19 protein-coding genes are annotated in these 21807 nt (G+C 71.4%); 4 read left to right on the forward strand and 15 right to left on the reverse strand.

The window, feature by feature from the left end:
* The first annotated feature begins 65 nt into the window (after window positions 1-65).
* A complete protein-coding gene (locus LG395_RS31145; protein WP_225812003.1) occupies window positions 66-872 on the forward strand; it encodes a thioesterase family protein in 807 nt (268 codons plus the stop codon).
* Window positions 873-939: 67 nt separating this feature from the next.
* On the opposite strand, the gene LG395_RS31150 is transcribed toward LG395_RS31145, so the two are convergent.
* A complete protein-coding gene (locus LG395_RS31150; RefSeq protein WP_225812004.1) occupies window positions 940-2178 on the reverse strand; it encodes a cytochrome P450 in 1239 nt (412 codons plus the stop codon).
* A 92-nt stretch (window positions 2179-2270) separates the two neighbouring features.
* Here LG395_RS31150 and LG395_RS31155 point away from each other — a divergent pair, with 92 nt between their 5' ends.
* Both LG395_RS31155 and LG395_RS31160 read left to right on the forward strand, forming a co-directional pair.
* The gene (locus tag LG395_RS31155) at window positions 2271-3218 is read left to right on the forward strand and encodes a LysR family transcriptional regulator (protein ID WP_225812005.1); all 948 of its coding nucleotides are present in this window, start codon (window positions 2271-2273) and stop codon (window positions 3216-3218) included.
* A gap of 49 nt (window positions 3219-3267) precedes the next feature.
* Window positions 3268-4779, forward strand: coding sequence for an AlkA N-terminal domain-containing protein (locus tag LG395_RS31160; RefSeq protein WP_225812006.1), 1512 nt, complete (start codon window positions 3268-3270; stop codon window positions 4777-4779).
* 58 nt (window positions 4780-4837) lie between these two features.
* Here the strand turns inward: LG395_RS31160 and serA are convergent, their stop codons facing one another.
* The 13 genes from serA to LG395_RS31225 form a co-directional block, all read right to left on the reverse strand.
* The gene (serA, locus tag LG395_RS31165) at window positions 4838-6424 is read right to left on the reverse strand and encodes a phosphoglycerate dehydrogenase (protein WP_225812007.1); all 1587 of its coding nucleotides are present in this window, start codon (window positions 6422-6424) and stop codon (window positions 4838-4840) included.
* Between the two features lie 37 nt (window positions 6425-6461).
* Entirely contained in the window at window positions 6462-6788 is a 327-nt protein-coding gene (gene fdxA, locus LG395_RS31170; RefSeq protein WP_225812008.1) for a ferredoxin, read from the reverse strand.
* A 4-nt stretch (window positions 6789-6792) separates the two neighbouring features.
* Complete coding sequence (locus LG395_RS31175; protein ID WP_225812009.1) at window positions 6793-7845, reverse strand: 2-oxoacid:ferredoxin oxidoreductase subunit beta; 1053 nt, start codon at window positions 7843-7845, stop codon at window positions 6793-6795.
* Window positions 7835-9724, reverse strand: a complete 1890-nt coding sequence (locus tag LG395_RS31180) for a 2-oxoacid:acceptor oxidoreductase subunit alpha (protein WP_225812010.1) — start codon at window positions 9722-9724, stop codon at window positions 7835-7837. The genes LG395_RS31175 and LG395_RS31180 overlap by 11 nt, the downstream gene beginning before the upstream one ends.
* Entirely contained in the window at window positions 9717-10559 is an 843-nt protein-coding gene (locus LG395_RS31185; protein ID WP_225812011.1) for a VOC family protein, read from the reverse strand. Before LG395_RS31185 ends, LG395_RS31180 begins: the two co-directional genes overlap by 8 nt.
* Window positions 10560-10562: 3 nt before the next feature.
* On the reverse strand, window positions 10563-11888 hold the full coding sequence (locus LG395_RS31190) for a condensation domain-containing protein (protein WP_225812012.1): 1326 nt from the start codon (window positions 11886-11888) through the stop codon (window positions 10563-10565).
* Complete coding sequence (locus LG395_RS31195) at window positions 11885-12958, reverse strand: NAD(P)/FAD-dependent oxidoreductase (protein WP_225812013.1); 1074 nt, start codon at window positions 12956-12958, stop codon at window positions 11885-11887. Before LG395_RS31195 ends, LG395_RS31190 begins: the two co-directional genes overlap by 4 nt.
* Window positions 12955-14286 carry a SidA/IucD/PvdA family monooxygenase gene (locus tag LG395_RS31200; protein ID WP_225812014.1) on the reverse strand — a complete coding sequence of 444 codons (1332 nt, stop codon included), beginning with the start codon at window positions 14284-14286 and terminating at the stop codon, window positions 12955-12957. Before LG395_RS31200 ends, LG395_RS31195 begins: the two co-directional genes overlap by 4 nt.
* 161 nt (window positions 14287-14447) lie before the next feature.
* Window positions 14448-14825, reverse strand: coding sequence for an aspartate 1-decarboxylase (gene panD / locus LG395_RS31205; protein ID WP_225812015.1), 378 nt, complete (start codon window positions 14823-14825; stop codon window positions 14448-14450).
* A 100-nt stretch (window positions 14826-14925) separates the two neighbouring features.
* Window positions 14926-16494 (reverse strand): class I tRNA ligase family protein, encoded by a 1569-nt coding sequence (locus tag LG395_RS31210; protein WP_225812016.1) that lies wholly within the window; start codon window positions 16492-16494, stop codon window positions 14926-14928.
* Between the two features lie 15 nt (window positions 16495-16509).
* On the reverse strand, window positions 16510-16848 hold the full coding sequence (locus LG395_RS31215; protein WP_225812017.1) for a cupin domain-containing protein: 339 nt from the start codon (window positions 16846-16848) through the stop codon (window positions 16510-16512).
* 42 nt (window positions 16849-16890) lie between these two features.
* Window positions 16891-18135 carry an FAD-dependent oxidoreductase gene (locus tag LG395_RS31220; RefSeq protein ID WP_225812018.1) on the reverse strand — a complete coding sequence of 415 codons (1245 nt, stop codon included), beginning with the start codon at window positions 18133-18135 and terminating at the stop codon, window positions 16891-16893.
* A gap of 597 nt (window positions 18136-18732) precedes the next feature.
* Entirely contained in the window at window positions 18733-19311 is a 579-nt protein-coding gene (locus LG395_RS31225) for a ScbR family autoregulator-binding transcription factor (protein ID WP_225812019.1), read from the reverse strand.
* Between the two features lie 359 nt (window positions 19312-19670).
* Here LG395_RS31225 and LG395_RS31230 point away from each other — a divergent pair, with 359 nt between their 5' ends.
* Window positions 19671-20855, forward strand: coding sequence for an IS701 family transposase (locus LG395_RS31230; protein ID WP_225812020.1), 1185 nt, complete (start codon window positions 19671-19673; stop codon window positions 20853-20855).
* Between the two features lie 93 nt (window positions 20856-20948).
* On the opposite strand, the gene LG395_RS31235 is transcribed toward LG395_RS31230, so the two are convergent.
* A complete protein-coding gene (locus LG395_RS31235) occupies window positions 20949-21701 on the reverse strand; it encodes an SDR family NAD(P)-dependent oxidoreductase (protein WP_225812021.1) in 753 nt (250 codons plus the stop codon).
* Window positions 21702-21807: the final 106 nt, after the last annotated feature.

A 21807-nucleotide genomic window follows, 5' to 3' on the forward strand; every position in this document is an offset into this window, starting at 1 on the left:
GCGTGCCGTGCGCCGTCTGCGGGTGGCGCCGTCCCGCCCGCCGTTCACCGAGGAAAGGGAAGCGTGTGACGAACCATCCGGCTCCGGCGCTACCGGACGCCTTCTACCACGACCTGGGACGCGGCCGTTTCGAGAGCAGTACGGCCACGGCCGGGCCGTGGAGCCCCAAGTGGCAGCACGGCGGTCCGCCGTCGGCGCTGCTGGGCCGCGCCATGGAGGAGCATGAACCGCGTGAGGGCTTCCACATCGCCCGCGTGACCGTGGAACTGCCGCGCCCCGTCCCCGTGGCCGACCTGCGGGTCTCGGTGCGGACCGTCCACGCGGGCCGGCGCGTCGAGCTGCTCGAAGGACAGATCAGCTCGGACGCCGGTCCGGTGATGCTGGCCAGGGCCTGGCGGGTGGCTGCCAGTCCGGCCGACACGCCCGCACTGCGACCCCATCCGCCCGCGCCGGCGCTGCCCGGCGCCCAGGCCCCGCACACCATGGCGGGGGCGCATCTCGACGGCTACATCGCGGCCATGGAGTGGCGCTTCGAGGCGGGCGGGGGTTTCGACGTGCCAGGACCGGGGGTGGCGTGGGCGCGTCAGCGGATCCCCCTGGTGGCGGGGGCAGCGGACACCGCGCTCACCCGCGCGCTGACACTGGCGGACAGCAGCTGGGCCGTCGCGTTCGAACTGGACCACCACCGCCGGCTCGTCATCAACACGGACGTGACGCTGGCGTTGCACCGGCCGCCGGCCGGGGCGTGGCTGTGCGTGCGCTCGGCCACGGCCGCCAGCCCTCGCGGGTCGGGGCTGGCGGTCGGGCAGTTGTACGACCAGAGCGGCGAGTGCGGCCAGGTCACGCAGACACTGCTGGTCAATGAACGGTGAACGGGGGGCGGCCCGTGCCGTGCGCACGGGCCGCCCCACCCACCGCGGGCGGCTCTCGCCCCGCGTCCTAGCCGGGCCAGGAGACCAGCAGCTTGCGCGGGCCGCGGAAGGAGACGTTCGCGGGGAAGTCGAAGTCCTGGTCCTCGACGACCCGCATGCCGGGGGCGCGCCGCGCCAGGAGGTCGAGTGCGATGCGGGCCTCCATGCGGGCCAGGGCGGCGCCGATGCAGTAGTGGATGCCCTGGCCGAAGGCGAGGTGCTTGCGGGAGTCCTCGCGGTGGATGTCGAAGGCCTCGGGCTCGGCGAAGTGGGCGGGGTCGCGGTTGGCCGCGCCCAGCAGCAGCAGGATCTTCGCCTGCGCGGGGATCTCGACACCGCCGACCGTCACGGCCTCGGTGGTGATGCGCCGCCAGGCCGGGATGCTGCTGTCGTAGCGGAGCACTTCCTCGACCGCCTTGGGGATGAGGGAGCGGTCGGCGCACAGCTCGTCCCACTGCGTGCGGTTGGCCAGCAGCCGGCGCACGGCGTTCCCGGTGAAGCTGGTGGTCGTCTCGTGCCCGGCGAAGCTGAGGCCGTAGGCGACGTTGGTGATGTCCGCGATCGAGAGGCTCTCCGGATCCTCCCGGTGGATCCGGACGAGGTCGCTCGTGAAGTCGTCGACGGGGTCGGCCGCGCGCTTGGCGACGAACTCCTCGCAGTAACGCCAGTAGTTGACCATGTTGTTGGCGATGTCGCGCTGTTCGGCGGGGGTCGGCTTGCCCCAGCTGAAGGCGATCCGGTTACCGCACCAGGACTTGAGCATGTCCATGTCCTCATCGGGGAATCCGATGAAGGTGAAGATCATGTAGGCGGGCAGGGGGTAGGTCAGCGCGGGGACGAGGTCCACGATCCCGGGCCGGATCTCGTCGACCAGTTCGGTCGCCTTGGCCCACACCTTGGGCTCGAGGACCGAGATCCGCCGGGCGGAGAACGCCTTCTGGTTGTGCCGGCGAATGCGGGTGTGGCGAGGAGGGTCGCAGTCCGACATGACCGGATAGGCATGGAATCCGGCCTTGACGATGCTCTGGGCCTCCTGCGTCAGGGGAAACACCGGGCGCTGCCCGACGGCGGCGGAGAAGACGCGCGGGTTCATCAACGCGCTTTGGATGTCCTCGTACCCGGTTATCACCCACATGTCTATCGCCGGCGCATAGAAGGCGGGTCCTTCTTCGCGCACGGCGGACAATATCGGGTAGGGGTCCTCGACGTAGGCGTCACCCAGCGGGTTGAAGCTGTGGTTTACCGGGCATGCCGTCATGTCCGTCATAACGAAACTCCCAGGGCTCGGCGGCCTTCAGTCTCACCCGCCGCCGACCCTTTTGAAAACCGGAAAATTCTGGGCATCAAGCGGGGTTTTTTATGTCTGAGCGAATAAGCCTGCGCCAGCTCGACTATTTCGTCGCGGCAGCCGAAGCCGGAACGCTGACGGGCGCGGCGGAGCTGCTGTACGTGTCGCCCTCGGCGGTGTCGGCCGGCATCGGCGAGCTCGAGCACCGAGTAGGGGCGCAGCTGCTGCTGCGGGCCCGGGCCAAGGGGCTCACCCTGACCGCCGCCGGACGCCTCTTCCTGCCCCAGGCCAAGGCGCTGCTGGCGAGCAGCGAGCAACTGCGCGCCAGCGTGCAGGAGATGGGGCGTCGTCCGACCGGGCCTCTGGTGATCGGTTGCTTCACGACGCTGGCCCCGTTCCTGGTGCCGTGGCTGCTGGCGGAGTTCCCCTTCGCCCACCCTGGCGTGACCCTGGACTTCGTCGAGGGCTCCGCGACCACGTTGCAGCGCCTGCTCCGGGACGGGCGCTGCGAGGTGGCACTGCTGTACGGAGTGGACGTGGACGACGGCATCGCGTTCGACAGGCTCCACTCCGTCGAGCCGCACGTTCTCCTGCCGCAGCACCATCCGCTGGCGGACCGGGACAGCGTGCGTCTGTCCGATCTCGCCGGGCTCGACATGGTGATGCTCGACGTGCCGCCCAGCCGCCGCTACTTCAGCGACCTGCTCACGCGGGCGGGGATCGCTCCGGTGGTACGCCACAGCACGTCCAGCTTCGAGGTCGTCCGCGGCCTCGTGGCGCGGGGCGCGGGGTACTCCCTGCTCATCCAGCGCCCCGCCCTGAACGTCAGCTACGAGGGCCGGGCGGTGCAGGTGCGCCGGATCGCCGACGAGGTAGCGCCCCTCGATGTCGGACTGGCCCGTCTGGAGGGCGCGCACGTGACCCGACGGGCGGCGGCGTTCGCGTCGTTCTGCCGTGCCGGCGTCCCGCGGGGGCCCTGGGCAGGGGCCTCGGCGGCGCACGAGGTGCCTCGAGGTTGACGTCGTGAACGTGCCAGCCCTAGCGGGGGCGGAGACTCAGGATGGGCCCATGCACGAAAACGCGGAACACTGCGTCCGGGCAGTGCAGTCCAAGGACGCGCGGTTCGACGGCTGGTTCTTCACGGCGGTGCTGACGACGAAGATCTACTGCCGGCCCAGCTGTCCGGTGGTCCCGCCCAAGCCCGAGAACATGTCCTTCTATCCCAGCGCGGCGGCCGCCCAGCAGGCGGGGTTCCGGGCCTGCAAGCGCTGCCGTCCCGACGCTACGCCGGGCTCGCCCGAATGGAACGTGCGGGCCGGTCTCGCCGCGCGCGCGATGCGGCTGATCAAGGACGGCGTCGTGGACCGGGAGGGCGTGCGCGGGCTGGCGGCACGCCTTGGGTATTCGACGCGCCAGGTCGAGCGGCAGTTGCAGGCGGAGGTCGGAGCCGGGCCCGCGGCCCTGGCGCGGGCCCAGCGCGCCCAGGCCGCTCGTCTGCTGATCGAGACCAGCACGCTGCCGATGGCGGAGGTGGCGTTCGCGTCGGGATTCGCCTCCATCCGCACGTTCAACGACACGGTGCACAGCGTGTTCGGCATGACGCCCTCCGAACTGCGCCGTCGCGGCCGTCCCTCGGCCACCGCGGGGGCGGTGGCCCTGCGTCTGCCGTTCCGTTCCCCGCTGTGCCCCGACAGCCTGTTCGGACATCTGGCCGTCACGGGTGTGCCGGGGGTGGAGGAATGGCGGGCCGGCGCGTACCGTCGCACGCTGCGGCTGCCTCATGGGCACGGCATCGCCGAACTCAGGCCGACGGGGGCGTCGTACATCCAGTGCACGCTCCACCTGTCCGACCTGCGCGACCTGACCATCGCCATCAACAGGTGCCGGCGCCTGCTGGACCTCGACGCCGATCCGGTGGCCTACGGCGAAGCGCTGCACGACGACGACGTGCTCGCCCCGCTGGTCCGCAAAAGCCCGGGCCGGCGCATCCCGCAGACGGTCGACGGCGCGGAGTTCGCGGTCCGCGCCATGCTGGGGCAGCAGGTGTCCACGGCCGCCGCCCGCACGCACGCGGCGCGTCTGGTGCGGGCCCACGGCGATCCCGTGGTGGACGCGACGGGAGGCCTGACGCACCTGTTCCCCTCCCCCGCGGCCCTGTCGGCCCTCGACCCGGCCGTCCTGGCCCTGCCGCGCAGACGCAGCGAGGCCGTGCTCGCCCTGGTCGACGCGCTGGCGTCAGGGCGTCTCGACCTCGGCGCGGGCAGCGACTGGCAGGAGGCACGCGCCAGGCTCGGCGCGCTGCCCGGTGCGGGGCCGTGGACGGTGGAGACGATCGCCCTGCGCGCCCTGGGGGATCCCGACGCCTTCCCCGCCACGGACCTCGGCGTCAAGGCGGCCGCCGCCGGCCTGGGGCTGCCGGGCACACCGGCCGCGCTGCTGCGCCGCGCCCGGGTGTGGCAGCCGTGGCGCGGTTACGCCGTGCAGTACCTGTGGGCCACGGGAGATCACCCCGTCAACGAGATGCCCACCGGCGACATCACCTCGCCGCCCCCGTCGACGCTCCGCGCGCACGACGCGTGACGGCCGGCGCGGGGCCGCGCCGGCCGTCACCTCCGTCGTGCCCGCGACGCGGCAGCACTCAGGTGGTCAGGTCCACGAAGTGTGCCCAGGAAGGACGGACCACCTCGCTGATCCTGTGCAGCACACCGGGGGAGACGACGCTGTCGACCGTCAGCGCGACAGCGGCCTCGCCTCCTTCGGTGTCCCGCGCCACCTGCATCACGGCGATGTTGACCCCTGCCTCGCCCAGGATCCGTCCGATGGTGCCGATCATGCCGGGCACGTCCTTGTACTGGAGGAACAGCATCCGGTCGGTGATCTCCAGCTCGATGTCGTAGCCGGCGATCCCGGTGAGTCTGCGGATGTTCCTGGGCCCGGACAGGGCTCCGCAGACCGTGAGCGCACGGCCGTCGGGCAGGGTGCCGCGCAGGGTGATCTGGTCGGTGTGGGACGCGCTTTCGGAGCTGGTGAGGAAGCGGACCGCGGCGATGCGCTCCCGTGCGACAAGGGGGGCGTTCACCAGGGTGACCCGCCGGCCGTCGGCGAACATGCCCGCGAGCACGCCGCGTTCCAGCACGGAGACGTCGTGCTGGGTGATCGGGCCGTGCACCTCGACGTCGAGATCCACGGGAGGCTGCCCGTCGGCCAGGGCCGTGAAGATGCGGCCGAGATCGCCGGCGAGCGGGAGGAAGCGCGTCACCTCGGTGAGGGGAGCGGTGACGTGGAGGTTGACGGCGTCGGGAACCAGCTCCCCGGCGAGGGTCCGCCGGACGGCGTGGGCGACCGTGGTGCCGGCCCTGTCCTGGGCCTCGACGGTGGAGGCGCCCAGGTGCGGCGTGCACACGACGTTGTCGAGGGCCGGCAGGGGTGAGTCGGTGCAGGGCTCGGTGGCGAAGACGTCCACGCCGGCCCCGGCGACGCGGCCCTCCGTCAGCGCGGCGGCCAGGGCCTGTTCGTCCACGATGCCGCCCCGGGCCGCGTTGACGATGCGCACGCCCGGCTTGACCCGTCGTAGCTCCTGATGGCCGATGAGGCCGGTCGTCTCGGCCGTTCGGGGCAGGTGCACCGTGATGAAGTCGGACACGGCGAGGAGTTCGTCCAGCGTCACCGGCTTCGCGCCCGCCTCGGCCGCCTGGGACGGGGACAGGTAGGGGTCGTAGGCGATGACCCGCATGCCGAAGGCGCGCATGCGGTAGGCCACCAGTCGCCCGATGCGTCCGAGTCCCACGACGCCCAGGGTCTTGTCCGCCAGTTCCACACCGGTGTAGCGGCCGCGCTGCCACTGTCCCCGTTTCAGCGACGCGTCGGCCTGGGGGATGTGGCGGGCCACCGAGATGATGAGCCCGCAGGCGAGCTCGGCCGCGGTGACGCTGTTGGACGCGGGGGCGTTGACGACGGTGACGCCGGCTCGTGTCGCGGCGTCGAGGTCCACGTTGTCGAGGCCGGTCCCTGCCCTTCCGACGACCCTGAGGCGAGGGGCGGCGGCGAGCACTTCGGCGTCCACCCGGGTCGCCGAGCGCACGAGGAGGGCGTCCGCGTCACGCACGGCCGCCAGCAGCCGTGCGCGGTCGCCGCCGTCGCAGTGGCGGATCTCCACCTGGGGGCCGAGCGCGTCGATGGTGGCCGGTGCGAGGGCTTCGGCCAGGAGCACGATGGGGGGTGTCATGGGGCTCGATTCCGGTAGGGGGAACGGCGGTGGGGCCTCAGGAGGAGGCGGTGCGCTGGGGCTCGCCGGCCACGGCAGGGTGGTCCGTTTCGAGCGGGGGCTGGGAGCTGGCTCCGCCGGGGGCGCCGACGGTCGCGAAGAAGTCCCGCTCGACGCCCAGGTAGTCCGCCCAGTCGGCGGGCAGGTCGTCCTGGTAGAACACGGCTTCCACGGGGCAGACCGGTTCGCACGCCCCGCAGTCCACGCATTCGTCGGGCTGGATGTACATCTTCCGGGGGCCTTCGTAGATGCAGTCGACGGGGCACTCCTCGATGCACGCCTTGTCTTTGACGTCGATGCAGGGCTGGGCGATGACGTAGGTCATGGAGCTACTCCTTGACGGTCCAGGTGTCGGTGCCGGCGAGCAGCGCCGCGAGGTCGCCCTTGCCGTCACGTTCGACGGCGGCGTCGAGCTGGCCGGCCATCTGCGTGTCGTAGTCGGGCCGTTCGACCTGGCGCAGCACGCCGATCGGTGTGTGGTGCAGGGTGTGCGGGTCGGCGAGGCGGGACAGCGCGAAGGCGGTGCCGGGGTCGGTCTCGTGCGCGTCGTGCACGAGGACGTCGGCCTCGTTGCCGGCGGTGACGGGGACCACGCGCAGCCGGCCGGTGGCCGTGTCACGGATGACGCCCTTGCCGCCCGCGTGGCCGAACCGGATCGGTTTGCCGTGCTCCAGCCGGATCACCGCTTCCTGTGCGCTCCGCTTGTCCTTGAGGACGGCGAAGGCGCCGTCGTTGAAGATGTTGCAGTTCTGGTAGATCTCCACGAGCGCGGTGCCCTGGTGGACGGCCGCCTGGCGCAGCACGTCGACCAGGTGGTGGCGGTCGGAGTCGAGGGTGCGGGCGATGAAGGTGGCCTCCGCGCCGATGGCCAGGGAAGCCGGGTTGAACGGGGTTTCGAGGGATCCCATCGGCGTGGACCTGGTGATCTTCCCGGTTTCCGAGGTCGGCGAGTACTGCCCCTTGGTCAGGCCGTAGATCCGGTTGTTGAACAGCAGGATCTTGAGGTTGACGTTGCGGCGCAGGGCGTGGATGAGGTGGTTGCCGCCGATGGACAGGGCGTCGCCGTCGCCGGTGACGACCCATACGCTCAGGTCGGTGCGGGAGGTGGCGAGGCCGGTGGCGATGGCGGGGGCACGACCGTGGATGGAGTGCATGCCGTAGGTGTTCATGTAGTAGGGGAAGCGGCTGGAGCAGCCGATCCCCGACACGAAGACGATGTTCTCCCGCGCCAGGCCGAGTTCGGGCAGGAAGCCCTGCACGGCGGCGAGGACGGCGTAGTCACCGCAGCCGGGGCACCAGCGCACCTCCTGGTCGGACTTGAACTCCGTCGCGGACTGCCTGGTCCCGGCCCAGGGCACCAGGGGCAGCGGGTCACCGGGCATGGAGGGCCTCCCGCAGGGTCGTGGCGAGTCGTTCCGCGCTGAAGGGCATTCCGGTCACCTGGGTGTGCGCGGTGACGTCCTTCAGATACGTGGCGCGCAGCAGTGCCGACAGCTGTCCGAGGTTCATCTCGGGGACCAGGACACGGCGGTAGCGGGCGAGGACGGTGCCGAGGTTGCGGGGCCGGGGATTGAGGTGACGCAGATGTGCCTGCGCGACGCGCTCGCCCTCGCCGCGCAGCCGGCGTACGGCGGCGGTGATGGGTCCGTAGCTGGAGCCCCAGCCCAGGACGAGGAGGTCGGCGTCGTCGGTGGGGTCGTCGACGAGGAGGTCGGGTACGCCGATGCCGTCGATCTTCGCCTGGCGGACGCGGACCATGTGGTCGTGGTTGCCGGGGTCGTAGGAGATGTGGCCTGTGCCGTCCTGTTTCTCGATGCCGCCGATGCGGTGTTCCAGGCCGGGTGTGCCGGGGACGGCCCAGGGGCGGGCGAGCGTGTCGGGGTGGCGTTTGTAGGGCCAGAAGACCTCGGTTCCGTCGTCGGTGGTGTGGTTCGGCCTGACCGCGAACTGCTGGCGCAGGTCGGGCAGTTCGTCCGGGTCGGGGATCTTCCAGGGTTCGCTGCCGTGGGCGAGGTAGCCGTCGGACAGCAGGAAGACCGGTGTGCGGTAGGTGAGGGCGATGCGGGCGGCTTCGATCACCGTGTCGAAGCAGTCGGCCGGGGTGCGGGGGGCGACGACGGGCACGGGTGCCTCTCCGTTGCGGCCGTACATCGCTTGCAGGAGGTCGGCCTGTTCCGTTTTGGTGGGCAGCCCGGTGGAGGGTCCGCCGCGCTGGATGTCGATGATCAGCAGGGGCAGTTCGAGGGAGACGGCGAGACCGACCGTCTCCGATTTCAGCGCCATTCCCGGACCCGAGGTGGTGGTGACGGCGAGGGATCCGCCGAAGGCGGCGCCCAGCGCGGCGCCGATGGCCGCGATCTCGTCCTCCGCCTGGAAGGCGCGCACGCCGAAGTTCTTGTGGCGGCTCAGCTCGTGCAGGATGTCGGAGGCCGGGGTGATGGGGTAGGAGCCCAGGTAGACAGGGAGGTCTGCGCGTCTGCCTGCGGCGATCAGGCCGTAGGACAGGGCGAGGTTTCCGGAGATGTTGCGGTAGGTGCCCGGCGGGAAGGCGCTGGTCGCGGGCGGGACGTCGTAGGAGGCCGCGAAGGTCTCGGTCGTCTCGCCGAAGTTCCATCCCGCGCGCAGCGCGGCGATGTTCGCGTCGGCGAGGTGGGGGCGCGCCGCGAACTTGCGCTTCAGGAACGTCTCGGTGCCGGTCGTGGGGCGGTGGTACATCCACGACAGCAGGCCGAGGGCGAACATGTTCTTGCACCGGTCCGCTTCCTTGCGCGACAGCGCGAAGTCCTTCAGCGCTTCGGTGGTCAGCGCGGTCAGCGGTACGGCGTGCGCGTTGAAGCGGTCCAGGGCGCCGCTGTCGAGCGGTGAGGTGGCGTAGCCGACCTTCTGCAGCGCGCGGGGGGTGAACTCGTCGCTGTCGACGATGATGTCCGCGCCGGCCGGCACGTCGGGCAGGTTGGCCTTGAGCGCCGCGGGGTTCATGGCGACCAGCACGTCGGGGGCGTCGCCGGGGGTGAGGATGTCGTGGTCGGCGAAGTGCAGTTGGAAACTCGAGACGCCGGGAAGGGTCCCGGCGGGAGCCCGGATCTCCGCGGGGAAGTTCGGCAGGGTCGACAGGTCGTTGCCGAAGGCCGCCGTCTGCGAGGTGAACCGGTCGCCGGTGAGCTGCATGCCGTCGCCGGAGTCACCGGCGAAACGGATGACCACCTGGTGCAGCCGGCGCGTGGGCTTGGTGTGACGCGCCGCGCCCGCGGGCTCAGGCATGACGCGCTCCGGGCCGCACCCGCGGGGCGGGCCGGGAGGCGGCCGGGGCGTTCTCGGTCCAGACGTCCGCTCCCAGCTGACCGGCGAGGAGGACCGAACCGGCGGTGGGGTCGGGGGCGGACGCGGGCACGATCAGCGCTGCCCGCGGCTGTGCGGCGTCGGTGACCGCGGCGCCCGGCAGGCCGACGACGAGGAGGTCTCCCACGGTGGCGGCGTGTGCGTCCGCGGGTCCTGTCAGGTGGCCGGCGGGACGGGCGGGGGCCTGGAGGAGCCGTTCGTACAGCCGCACGGTGGCGGGGAACTCGCTCTCGGTGACGGCGTGCCGGGGCAGCAGTCGCAGGCCGGTCTCCCGCGGTCGCGGGCGTGCGGTGCCCGGCATGGCCGTCCGTGGCTGCTCGCCGGACCAGGGCCGGTGTTCGACGAGTTCGGCCAGCGTTCCGTCGGGGTAGCGGACCCGTGCCCGCGCGCCGGGAAGGATCGGCTCGGGCGGTTCCACCACGGTGGTACGGGTGGCTTGGAGCAGGTCGAGCTGTCGCCCCAGGTGCGGCACGATGAGGGAGTAGCGCGTCTGCCGCTGGATCGGGGTGAAGGGACGGCTGCTGGCGATGAGCAGGACACTGCCGACGGCGGCCAGTTCCAGGCCCCCGAAGTCGGGGATGGGCATGCGCAGGTCGGCCGGGACACCGAGGAGGCGCTCGTAGTAGCCGATGTGCTCGTCCAGGTCCGGCAACGGGATCAGTGAACGGGCCAGCAGGCGCGGCCGGGTCAGGACGGAGGAGTCGGGGCGGGTGCGGAACCAGCGCTCGGGGTCGGCAGGCTGCGTGGGGCCGGGCATCGGTCAGCCTTTCTGCACGGGGTTGGGGGTTGAGGTCCACCAGGGCCGCACGGGTATGTCCCAGGCCGCGAACTCCTCGCTCACGAGGTGGTGCAGGTGGGCGGCGTCCCCGAAGTGCTCGGGCATGCCGGTCACGGTCACCGTCATCTGCCGGCCGCTGCGCACCAGGCACAGCGAGGCCCTCAGGCGGGCGCGGTCCGGCAGGAGACCGGGCACGTTCATGGTGCGCAGCGCCAGGGAGTCGGCGGTACGGCCGGCGAAGTCCAGCACGTCGTGGTCGACGTCGCCGAAGTTGGAGGCGACGACGTCGGTCTGTTGCGCGCCGGGGGCCTTGAGTGCCGCGGCGGCGCGGGACGGCAGCAGGTGCCAGAGGGCTTCGGGGACGAGGGTGGCGCTGTGCAGTCCGGAGTGCCGCAGCAGCTCTTTGGTGGCGTGCCGGGTGGGCTTGAGGTCCTGGTGGTTCGCGGCGCCGCCGGGAAGGCTCAACGGGACGACCACGAGTGCGTTGGCCTGTTCGTCGTCGGCGGAGCGGCGCAGGCTCATGGGGATGCCGACGTGCACGTCCTCGCGGTGTGCGCGTGGGACGTGGGTGCGCGTCAGGTTGGCGGCGATCTCCACGAGGAGGGTGTTGCCGGTGCCGTGGTGGCGGCGTGCGGCGGCCTCCCACGCCTCGGCCTGTGCCGTGACGATGGCCGTGGTGAAGTAGCGGGGCGTCGAGGCCGGCCGGGGGCCCTGGCGTGGCGCGGACAGGGTGGCGAGGGCCCGTAGCACGGCCAGCCGTTGGTGCCGTGGCCGGCGCAGCAGCCAGGACGCCGTCCGTGTCAGTGCCCGGGTGGTCTGTCCCAGCGCGTCGGTGAGGTCGCTGTCGGGGGGCTGCTGTGCCGGTGTGCGTGCGGCGATCGCGCGGAGCAGGCCCAGGCCGTCGCTCCGGAAGTGCGGGACGGTCAGCGACACGAGGGAGCCGTCGCCGTAGGGGGCGGCCGCCAGACGCCACAGCCGGCTCGAGTCCGCCGGCAGGGGGGTGAGGGTCTGCGCGTCGGCCCATGCGAGTGCGGTGTCCGGTGTCAGGGGCGTGCGGTCGATCGCCAGGTGGTGCGTGTTGGACGCCATGACCCACTTGCGCCGGGCGGCGGGGACCGAGCTCCTTACCGCGGTACGGCTGAGCAGGCCACGGTCGAGGCGCTGCCATTCGGCGTTCAGTTCGCTTTCGGGCAGCGGACCGGGGAGGCGCCACAGGACCTGGACGATGCGGGAGGAGCCCAGTGCCGTGGCGGCCTGGTGCAGCATTTCGTCGGTGGAGTTCAGACGCCACCGTGTCGCGCGCGTCATCGTTGCAGCGCCTCCAGGAGGTGGTCGGCGGCCTGGCGGCCCACGGCGGGGGCGATTTTGAACCCGCCCCCGTTCCAGCCGGCCGCGGTCACCAGTCCGCGCGGGCTGGGCCAGCTGGTCACCGATCCGGGACCGGCCTCCGGCACCATCGCGTCGTAGGCCGTGACACCGCCGACGGCGGCGGCGCCGGCGAGCTGCGGAAAGCGCCGCGCGACGACGGCGCGGACGCGTTCCGCCTCGGCCGTGTCGACGCCGTCGCGGGTGCGGGCGGGTACGCCGGTGCGGGTCGAGGGGACGCCGGCCAGGACGGTGCGGTCCGTGTCCCATCGGCGCAGCCAGGCGCCTGTGGTGTGGTCGACCATGGTGGGCAGGCCGGTGGTGTCCTCGACGCGGAACAGGCAGTAGCTCACCGCTCTCGTGCGCAGCGGAAGGTGGACGCCGGCGGACGCCGCGAGGGGCGTGCTGCCCACGCCGGCGGCGAGGAGCACCGCGTCGGCGTGGACGTCCGCGCCGGAGGTCCGCACGCCCCGCACGCGCGAGGAGGAGTGCGTGAGGCTGAGGGCCCGGGCGCGGAGCAGGCGCAGTGCGGGGCCCGCGTCGCGGTGCAGGGCCCGGAGGGTGTCGGCGGCCGGCAGCCATCCGGCCCGCGGCTCCATCACGCCGAGGACGTGGCGGGGGACGGTGAGCTGCGGGTGGCGCTTGACGATGTCGCCGGCGTCGAGGACCTCGACGGGGAGTCCGGCGCTGCGCACCGCCTCGATGCGGGGCGCGGCCCGGCCGAGGTCGCCCTCGTCGATCAGGGTGAGGCTGCCGTGCCGGCGGACGGCGGGCCAGGAGCCGTGCCGGCCGCGGGCCAGGTAGCGGGCGCAGCTTTCGACCAGCCAGGCGGCGTAGGCGCCGGCCGGGTCGAAGGCGCGTATGAGGCCGCCGGAGACGGGCGTGGCCGCGTCGGTGGCGGAGTCGTCGATGACGACGACGCTGGCGCCGTGGGCGGTGAGATGTTCGGCGCCGGCGAGGCCGATGATTCCGGCGCCGACGATGGCGACGTCCGCCCTCAGCGCTGCCGTCATCGCAGCGCCTCGTGCGCGGGGCGGGGGAGGGTGGGGGCGGGTGGCGTCAGGAGGGAGTCGGCGATGTCCGAGGCGCGGGCGGAGAGCATGGCCAAGGCGCCGGCGTCACCCATGCCGTGACTGGCTTCGCACAGGCCGTTCAGGTAGATCCTCAGCGGCCGGGAGGCGGTCTCGGGGGCCTTGAGTTCGATGGCGTAGTCGCGTCCCACCTCGGGGATGCCCTCCTCGTCGAGAGGGAGCCGGTGGGCCACGCCTTCGAGCAGGGGGTGGTAGCGCTCGTCGTCGGCGCTGATGCCGAAGTCCTTGAATCCGGTGGCGAGGATGACGACGTCCGCGTCGAGGCTGTCGTGGGTGTGGTGGTTGATCTCGCGCATGGTCAGGCGGTGGGGCCCGGTGCCGGAGGGGGCGTCGATCCGGGTGACCTCGGTGAAGGGGCGCAGACGGAGGCGGTCGGAGCCGATCAGGTCGTACTCACGCTGCACGGTGACGAGACGGTCGATGACGTCCTGGTCGCAGGCGGCGTAGTTGATGGAGCGCAGGTCGGTGCGCAGGCGGCGTTTGACCGCCGCGGGCAGCGGGTGGAAGTAGTCGACGAACTCGGGCAGGAACACCTGGCGGCTGTAGGGGCTGGTGTCCTTGAGGCGGAAGCCGATGCTGCGGTGGATGGAGGTCACCTGGCGGACGTTGGGCCGCTCCAGCAGGTCGAGCACGATCTCGATGGCGCTCTGGCTGGCTCCGATGACGGCGACGCGGATGTCCTGGTCGTTGAAGGCGTTGACGGAGGACAGGTAGCGGGTGGAGTGGAACACGGTGTCGCCGAGGCTGGCGGGGAAGGGGTGGGGGATGCGGGGGGAGCGCCCGGTTCCCAGGACGAGTGTCTGGCCGAAGTACTGCCGGCCGTCCTGGGTCTTGACGCAGAACACCTCGTTGCCGTCCTGGTCGTCCCGGAGCGTGAGCTGGGCGGCGCTCCGGCCGTAGTCGACCCGGTCGGCGAACGCGCCGGCGACCCAGGCGAGGTAGGCGCCGTATTCGCGGCGCAGCGGGAACTTGGCGTTGAGGTGGAGGTAGTCGGTCAGCGCTCCGCGGGAGGCCAGGTACTTGATGAACGTGTGGGGGCTGTCCTGGTTGCGCTGCATCGCGAGGTCGCGGAAGGGGTTGTTCTGGATGTCCGCGCCGGACAGGAGCTGTTCGTCCTGCCACTGGAAGCCGGGTGAGCGTTCGATGAAATGGGCGTCGCTCAGGCGTCCGACCTCTTCGAGGATCACGGCCAGGGAGAGGTTCGCCGGTCCGAATCCGATGCCCAGAACGGGGTGGACTTTCTGTTTCATCGTGTGATGTCCCTCGGCTTGTCGTGCGTGCAAAGGCGGCGGGCACCTGCGGCTGGGGTCCTTCGAGACGCCCTGGCTGCCGCAGGTGCCGTGAGCGGCCCTGCGGCGCCGGCAGGTTCTGCGCGTGGGGGGCTGCGCGATGCAGCGGGGCCGGTCTGCGGTCAGGAACTCAGCAGCGCCGTGTCGGTGATCGCGTTGGCGTCGTCGACGTGGACGACCCGGGACTTGAACCCGATCCGCTCCTCTTCGTCGAGCTGGGCGTAGCTGATGATGATGACCTTGTCGCCGGGCTGGACGAGCCGGGCCGCGGCGCCGTTGATGACGACGTGTCCCTTGGGCGCCTGCGGAGACTCGTCGAGGATGGTGTAGGTCTCGAAGCGCGCGCCGTTGTTGATGTTGACGACGTGCACCAGTTCGTGGACGCCGATGCCGGCGGCTTCGAGCAGTTCCGGCGAGATGGTGATGGATCCGACGTAGTTGAGGTTGCTGTCGGTGACGGTCGCGCGGTGGATCTTCGAGTGCATGAACGTGCGCAGCATGGTGCGGCTCCTTGTCCAGGTGGGTGATGCCGGTCGGTTGAGGCGGGTGGTGCGGGGGCGCCGTGTTCCGCGGCCGGGGCCGGGATCTCGGGCGGGCCTGTTACGGGAGGGAGTCCGTCAGGCCGGCGAAGGCGCCGGGGGGCCGGTCGTGGAGAGCGGCGAGCAGCGGCGGGGCGGTGTCGGCGGCGGCGCCGAAGGCCGCGGTGATGTGCCGGCACAGGTCGGGGGTGAGCGGCCAGGCGAGCGTGCGCAGGCTCCACAGGAACTGGAGGGCGCCGCTGACGTCGGCCGGATCGTCGGCGTCGAGGTTCTCGCAGCGCAGGGCGAGGACTTCCAGGTGCAGTGCGAGCGCCTCTGCGGCCTTGCGGATGGAGAACGACTCCAGTCGGTAGGCGTCCTCGAAGCGCTGCCGGGAGGCGTTCAGTGCGGTCACCCACCACGCGGAGGGCTCGGTGTCGACGCGCCGGCCGGTCGCGGTTTCCGCCAGAGCGCTGCGGATCTTCGACAGCGGGGTGTCGAACCGTGTGGTGATCGTGGCGGCGGCCACGGGCTCGCTGAACTCCGACTGCTGGAGCTCGGGGCTGGTCAGGGACAGTACGAACCGGGTGCGGTCGCGGCCGACGCTCTCCAGGTACTCCCCCGCCCAGCGGACGTCGCCCTTGCTCGTGGAGAACTTGCGGCCCTCCAGCAGGTAGTACTGGTTGGTGAGGGTGCGTGTCCTGGTCGGTTCGACGGGCAGTCCGTGGCGGGCGGCGAGCAGGGACAGCGCCACGTAGACGAAGGCGTTGTAGAAGCCGTTGTCGATGCCGATGAACTGGACCAGTTCGTCGACGCTCTCCCGGCCGCCGCGGGTCCGCTGGAGCCAGTAGACGTGGCCGACGTAGATCTCGGGCCAGGCGTTGACGGTCTGCCCGCCCTGGCCGCCGCCGTCCCAGTCGACGGTGATGCCCCAGGTCAGCGGGTAGGTGATCGGAATGTACGGCAGGGGGCCCGCGAGCGTCTGCTCGACCACGCGGGCCAGGTCGGGGCGCAGCTGTACGTCGGAGTCCGCGTACCAGTCGGTGAGCATGGAGCGGTAGCGCTCCAGGTCCAGGACCCAGATGGAGACAGGCCGGCGCGGCAGATCGCCGCCCGTTCCGCCGGCGGGCAGCAGGGCACCGGGCAGGTTGTACAGCCCGCAGGCCTCGCAGACGCCGGCCCTGGCGTGTGCCAGGCAGGTGGGGCAGCGCCCGGTGACGAACGCCTCGGCCTTGTAGGTGCCGGTGGCGGCGTCGTAGGGCAGTTCCACTTCGCGCCGGTCGAAGGCGCCGTTCTCCCACAGGCGGGTGAAGAAGTCCCGCACGAAGGCGGTGTAGTCGTCGTCGGGGCGTTCGAAGAGGTCGACGTCGACGGCTGCGAGGCTCAGCGTGCGGCTGATGCTGTCGTAGGCGTGCCGGATGAGCGACTCGGGGTCGGTTCCGATGCGCTCGGCCGTGGTGACGACGTAGGTCTGGTTGTCGTCGGTGCTGGTGCCGAAGGCGACGTCGTGTCCGAGGATCTTCTGGGAGCGGGCGCACACGTCGCTGGCGAGCACCGGGCCGGCGAGGTGGCCGAGGTGGAGGTCCCCGTTGGGGGTGGGGGGAGAGAAGGTGACGTTGATGCGTCGCCGGCCTGAAGGGGCGTCGGTCATGAGGGAGGATCCCCCTTAGTCGGTGGGCTGGAGCCAGTAGATGGACACGAACGTCAGCGGCTCGCTCGAACTCGTGTTCGTGACGATGTGGTTGGTTCCGTGCGGGATGTAGATCACGTCCCCGGGTACGACCTGTCGCTCCTCGTCCCCCACCCGGGCGCGCCCCTGGCCGCTGACGAAGATGAACGTCTCGTCGGTGGCGTGGCCGTGCGGGGTGCTGGACTCCTCGGGCCGGATGGAGCACAGCGTGCTGTTCCACGGCGGGGTGACGACGCCCTCCCAGGGGTAGAGCTGGCGGATGTCACAGCCGTTCTTGCGGATCAGCTCGTCGCCGGCGCTGGTCTTGACGTGCATGCGGTTCCTCTCGTCCGGCGTCTGCCGCGCGGGGTGCTTGCCTCACCCCAGGGCGAACAGGCGCTCGATGGTGTCGGGTGCGAACGATTCGGCGGGCACGTGGAAGGGCCCCTGGAAGGTGGCCAGCCGGGAGCCCGCCAGGACGGGGTCGGTGGGCCACACCTCGGCGTAGGCCGAGCGACGGGCCCTGCCCTGCGCCGTGAAGGTCATGTTCATCGTGGTGCGTACCGAGCCGGAGATCTCCAGGCGGCGCATGCGCTCCTTGCGTTCCTCGGCGTAGGACTCGAAAATCTTCGCGTCCCAGGTGCCGGCGACGCGCAGGCAGTCGCGGACCATGCGCGCGTCGCGCAGGGCGATGGACAGCCCCTGTCCGATCACCGGGTCGGACCAGCCCGCGGCGTCCCCGAGCAGCACGGCCCCGGGCACGGCGGGGGTGTCGGCCCATGCGTCGTTCATCGGGTAGAACGCGCACACGGCGGTGGGGGTCGCCGCCGCGAACATCTCGCTGCCGGGGATGCAGTCGAGCTGGAAGGCCTGGAGGAAGTCGGCATGACGGTTCGGGCCGGCGAAGCGGCCCTTCTGGCCGACGTCGTGCAGGAGGTAGAGGCGGGCGCGGCCCCCCTCCCGCGGGAAGACGAAGTAGAGCAGGTCGTTCTCGGTGCCGATGGAGGTGACGTTGACCGGCCAGTCGTGCAGGTCCTCCACCAGCATCCCGCCGCCCAGCGAGTTGGGCGGTGTCTGTGTCAGCCCGATGCCCAGCTGTCGGCGCACCGTGGACATCCTGCCGTCCGCGCCCGCGATGAGCCGGCACGACACCTGGTGTTCCATGTCGTTGAGCTCGTAGCGGACCGTGGGGTCGTCTCCCCCGCTCACCAGGACGTCGCCGATTCCGCGTACGACGGTGGCACCCGCCTCCTCGGCGGCGGTGGACAGCGCTTCACAGGCGGCCGGGTGCCCCACATCGAGAACTCCTCGAATTCCGGGCAACATCCGGTCGAGGTGCAGTGCCTTGGACTTCGCGGTTTCGGGATCGACGATCTCGTCGAAACCGATGAACCGGTCGACGTAGGTTCCACCGGCTTTCAGAATGCATTCTTCGAGGCCCAGGTCGATGAGTTCCTGCACGCCCCAGCAGTTGATGACTTCGCCTCGTACTTTGTCGCGGTAGGAGGTCTGCCGCTCGAGGAGCATCACCTCGTATCCGTCGCCGGCCAGGGCTGCTGCCAGAGCGGATCCGGCTATACCACCGCCGACGACGACCACGTCGAAGCGCTCGGTTTCCGCCATCCAATCCTCCTGTACGCCGTTATGAGGGCATGCCTGACATGGCTGACCGGAATCTCAGCCGAGTTCTGCCGGGTGGTGACGGGTTAATCCTTGCTATCTCTACGGGCCCGCACGAGAGGTGTATGTGACATTCGTCGTCCAGTTTGGGTCAGCGGGACCGTCCTCCGACGTCATCGATGCCTGAACATTTACCGACGCGCCGAATACGGGAGTTTTCTGCGCTGCCCGTCGGACGCGTCATCGTGCCGGCTGTGACGTGGGCCAGCCTGCCCCGTGGAACACGCGGCCGCCAACGGCGACTTGCTCAAGTGGGGCGGGCGCTGCTGCGGCGGCGGGTTCGGGTGCGGGCGCCGCGGGCGCGGGTGCCGGACGGTGGACGCGGTTGGGCCCGGCACCGGCGCGGTCCTCGGGCGCCGGCCCCGGCACGTGCCGTGGGCCGTGGTGCGCGGGCTGTGGGGCGTGCGCCGTGGGGCGTGTGCCGTGGGGCGTGTGCCGTGTGCCGGGCGCCGGGAGCTGGGCGCCGGCGGACGACACCGTCCGTGCCGGGAAGCGTTCGGCGTCCGCAGCGTGGGCGAGTCACGCCTCACGCCTCACGCCTCACGGCATGATGCCCCCCAGCGCCATGCTCCACATCTGTTCCAGCTGCTTCACCGCGTCCGGTTCGCGGGCGGCCTGTAGCGAGGCCCGTACGCGCATCTCGGTTCCGGCCAGGAGGTAGGCCGCAAGGCGGGCCACCGCCGCCGGCTGGGTGCCGGCGCGCAGCTGACCCGTGCGCTGGGCGCGGTACGCCAGTTCCCCCACGGCCGGCAGCCAGCAGGACGCCCAGCCCAGGTCGTTGGCGGGCCGCTCCCGGGTCAGGCGCGCCGCGGACCGTACAGCCGTGTCGTCCTCCAGGAGCCGGGCCAGCGAGAGGGTGAGCTCGACCAGTCGCTCCAGGGCGGGGCCGTGCCCCCTGGCGAAGTGCTCGACGACTCCCCGGATGGCCGTGCACCCTTCCGCCTGGACGGCGTCGGCCAGTTCGCTCTTGCTGCGGAAGTGGAAGGTGAGAGCACCGGTAGTGATGCCGGCCGTCTTGCACACTTGCACCAGGGACGTGCCAGCGTAACCGTAGCGGTCGAACTCCGACGCGGCCGCCTGCACCAACGCCCGCCGTGTACGCGCTGCTCTTTCCTGCATCTGTGCTCCGGGAGGCTATCTGGTTGTCTGGCGGCCACGGTCGCGTGCGCGGGCCTCCCCCAGGGCTGCGCGAGGGCTGCCGACCGGACTCACCACTACGGCGACGCGGTCAGCGGCTGGCATCCCGCATCCCCGTGAACGATCTTGCAACGGAACACCAAGCCTCGCGGTCACCTGGCCGTTGCCACAAGTCCAACTTCCCCACACGCACGGCTGAGATGGCCTGTTTCGGCTCGCGCGCGCCGCCGTGGCCTTCCACTCTCGCGGTTCGCCCCGCAGCGCAATGTCCGATTCCCGACTCGCCAGAAACATAGTTGACTCAATTATTCTATGCGGGTCCCGAGAGAAGGGGTTGTGTCATGTCCTTGCTCTACCCGCCCCCGGTCGGCCGGTACGGCTCCGTCGACCACCTGTCCGCCTTCACGGACACCGTGTTCGCCCACCTGCAGCGCGCGGACCAGAGGCGCTGGGGCCACGCCTACCTCCAGGGTCTCCTGACGGTCCCGGGCAAGAAGACCGTGCGGCGCCTGGCCGCGGCCTCCACGGCGTCCCCGACGGCGTTCCAGTCGCTTCAGCAGTTCGTCAACTCCAGCCCGTGGGAGTGGGAGCCGGTGAGGGGCGAGCTGGCGCGCTGGAGCGACGCACGCCTGTCCCCTCGTGCGTGGACCGTCTCCACGACGGTCGCCGCGAAGCGGGGCGATCACTCCTGCGGTGTGCACCGGCGCTTCGTGCCCCATCTCGGCCAGCACGTCAACGGCCAGATGTCGGTCGGGCTCTTCATGTCGGACGGCACGGCGGCGGTACCCGTGGACTGGCGTCTGCACCTCCCCGAACGCTGGACGCACCCTCACCTGCGCCGGCGTGCGCGGATTCCCGGCGACGCCCGGTCATTACCCCCGTGGGCCGACGCCCTGGAGATGGCGGACAGGCTCAGGCGGTGCCACGGTCTGACACCGGCCCCGCTCGTGGCCGACATGAGCGGCACCAGGCCGACGGCCGACCTGGCGTGCGCGCTGCTGCGCCAGCGCAACGAGTTCGTGATCGCCGTGCCGCCCGCCCTGCCCGTCATGGCCGTCGACGCGTCCGCCACGGCACTGGCACAGCTGCCCTCCTCGGACGGCCGGCGCACGCTGATGCTGTCCCCTTCCGCCAGTGCCGTTCTCCACGCCCGCGGCGCGCTGCGGCACGGACAGCGCGCGGGACGCGGACTGACCTGCCTGGCCCGCCTGCCCGTCCCCACAGGGGGCGCGTGGCGGCAGGGCGTCCTGCGTCTGTTCACCGACCCGCGTCAGCCCGAGCGGATCTGGCTGACCAACATGGTCCGCCACCGCCTGAGCGATCTGCGCCTCCTCACCGAGCACCTCGTCCCCACGGCCGAATGCGTCCGTGAACTGGAGGAGGACTTCGGGCTGCTGGACTTCGAGGGCCGCTCCTACCCGGGCTGGCACCACTTCATGACGCTGATGTCGGCAGCTCACGCCTACCGCCGGCTGGCAGGCACCCCCCTGCGTCCGAGCCGGGCGCTGCGCGGCGTACCGGCCTGAGCGGAGGCCTCCGCTTCGCGTGCGGGAACGCGCAGCCCAGGCGCCGGCGGTACCGCGTCGGAGGGCGCGCGTCACCGAGGGCGACCGGTCGGGTCAGACCGCGCCGACCCCGCCGTCCACGGCCATCGCGGCGCCCGTCACGAACGAGGCCTGATCGCTGCACAGCCACGCGGCGGCCTCGGCCACCTCCTCCGGGAGGGCGAGTCGCCGCTGGATCGCCCGCGTGTAGGCGGTCTCCTCCGACGGCATGACGCGCATCGCGGCCTCCATCAGCGGTGTCCTGGTGCTCCCGACGACCAGCGCGTTGACGCGGATCCCCTGGCCCCCGTAGTCCGCCGCCGCCGCCTTCGTCAGACCGATCACCGCGTGCTTGGCCGCGACGTAGGGCGCCACCGCGCCGGTGGCCAGCTGTCCCGCCGTCGAGGAGGTGTTGACGATCGCCCCGCCCTCCCCCTGCCGGAGCATGACCGGTATCTGCTCGCGCAGACAGTTGAAGACCCCACGGACGTTGACGTCCATGATCTGGTCGTACATGGCGTCGGGAACCTCGTGCAGGGTAGGGCCCGCCGTGCCCCAACCGGCGTTGTTGAACGCGGCGTCGAGACGGCCGAAGTGGCGGACGGCCTCGTCGACGGCGCGCCTGACGTCCTCCACCGACGTCACGTCCCCGGCGACGGCACGGGCCCGGGCCCCCTCGGCGGCGAGTTCCCCGGCGAGCTTCCGCAGCGACTCCGCCCGGCGCGCCATCAGCACGAGCTGGGCTCCCTTGCGCGCGAAGAGGCGAGCAGCCGCCGCCCCGATACCGCTGGAAGCACCCGAAATCATGATCGTCTTTCCCGCGAGCACGCGACCCCCCGTGAAGTGAGCGTGGAAGAACCGACAGCGACATCCACTGCGCACACAGTGGCACGAGACCACCGCCGTCCGCTTCGAACTGCGCCAATCGGTGGTT

This window comes from Streptomyces spinosus (assembly GCF_020400655.1).
Taxonomy (GTDB): domain Bacteria; phylum Actinomycetota; class Actinomycetes; order Streptomycetales; family Streptomycetaceae; genus Streptomyces; species Streptomyces argyrophylli.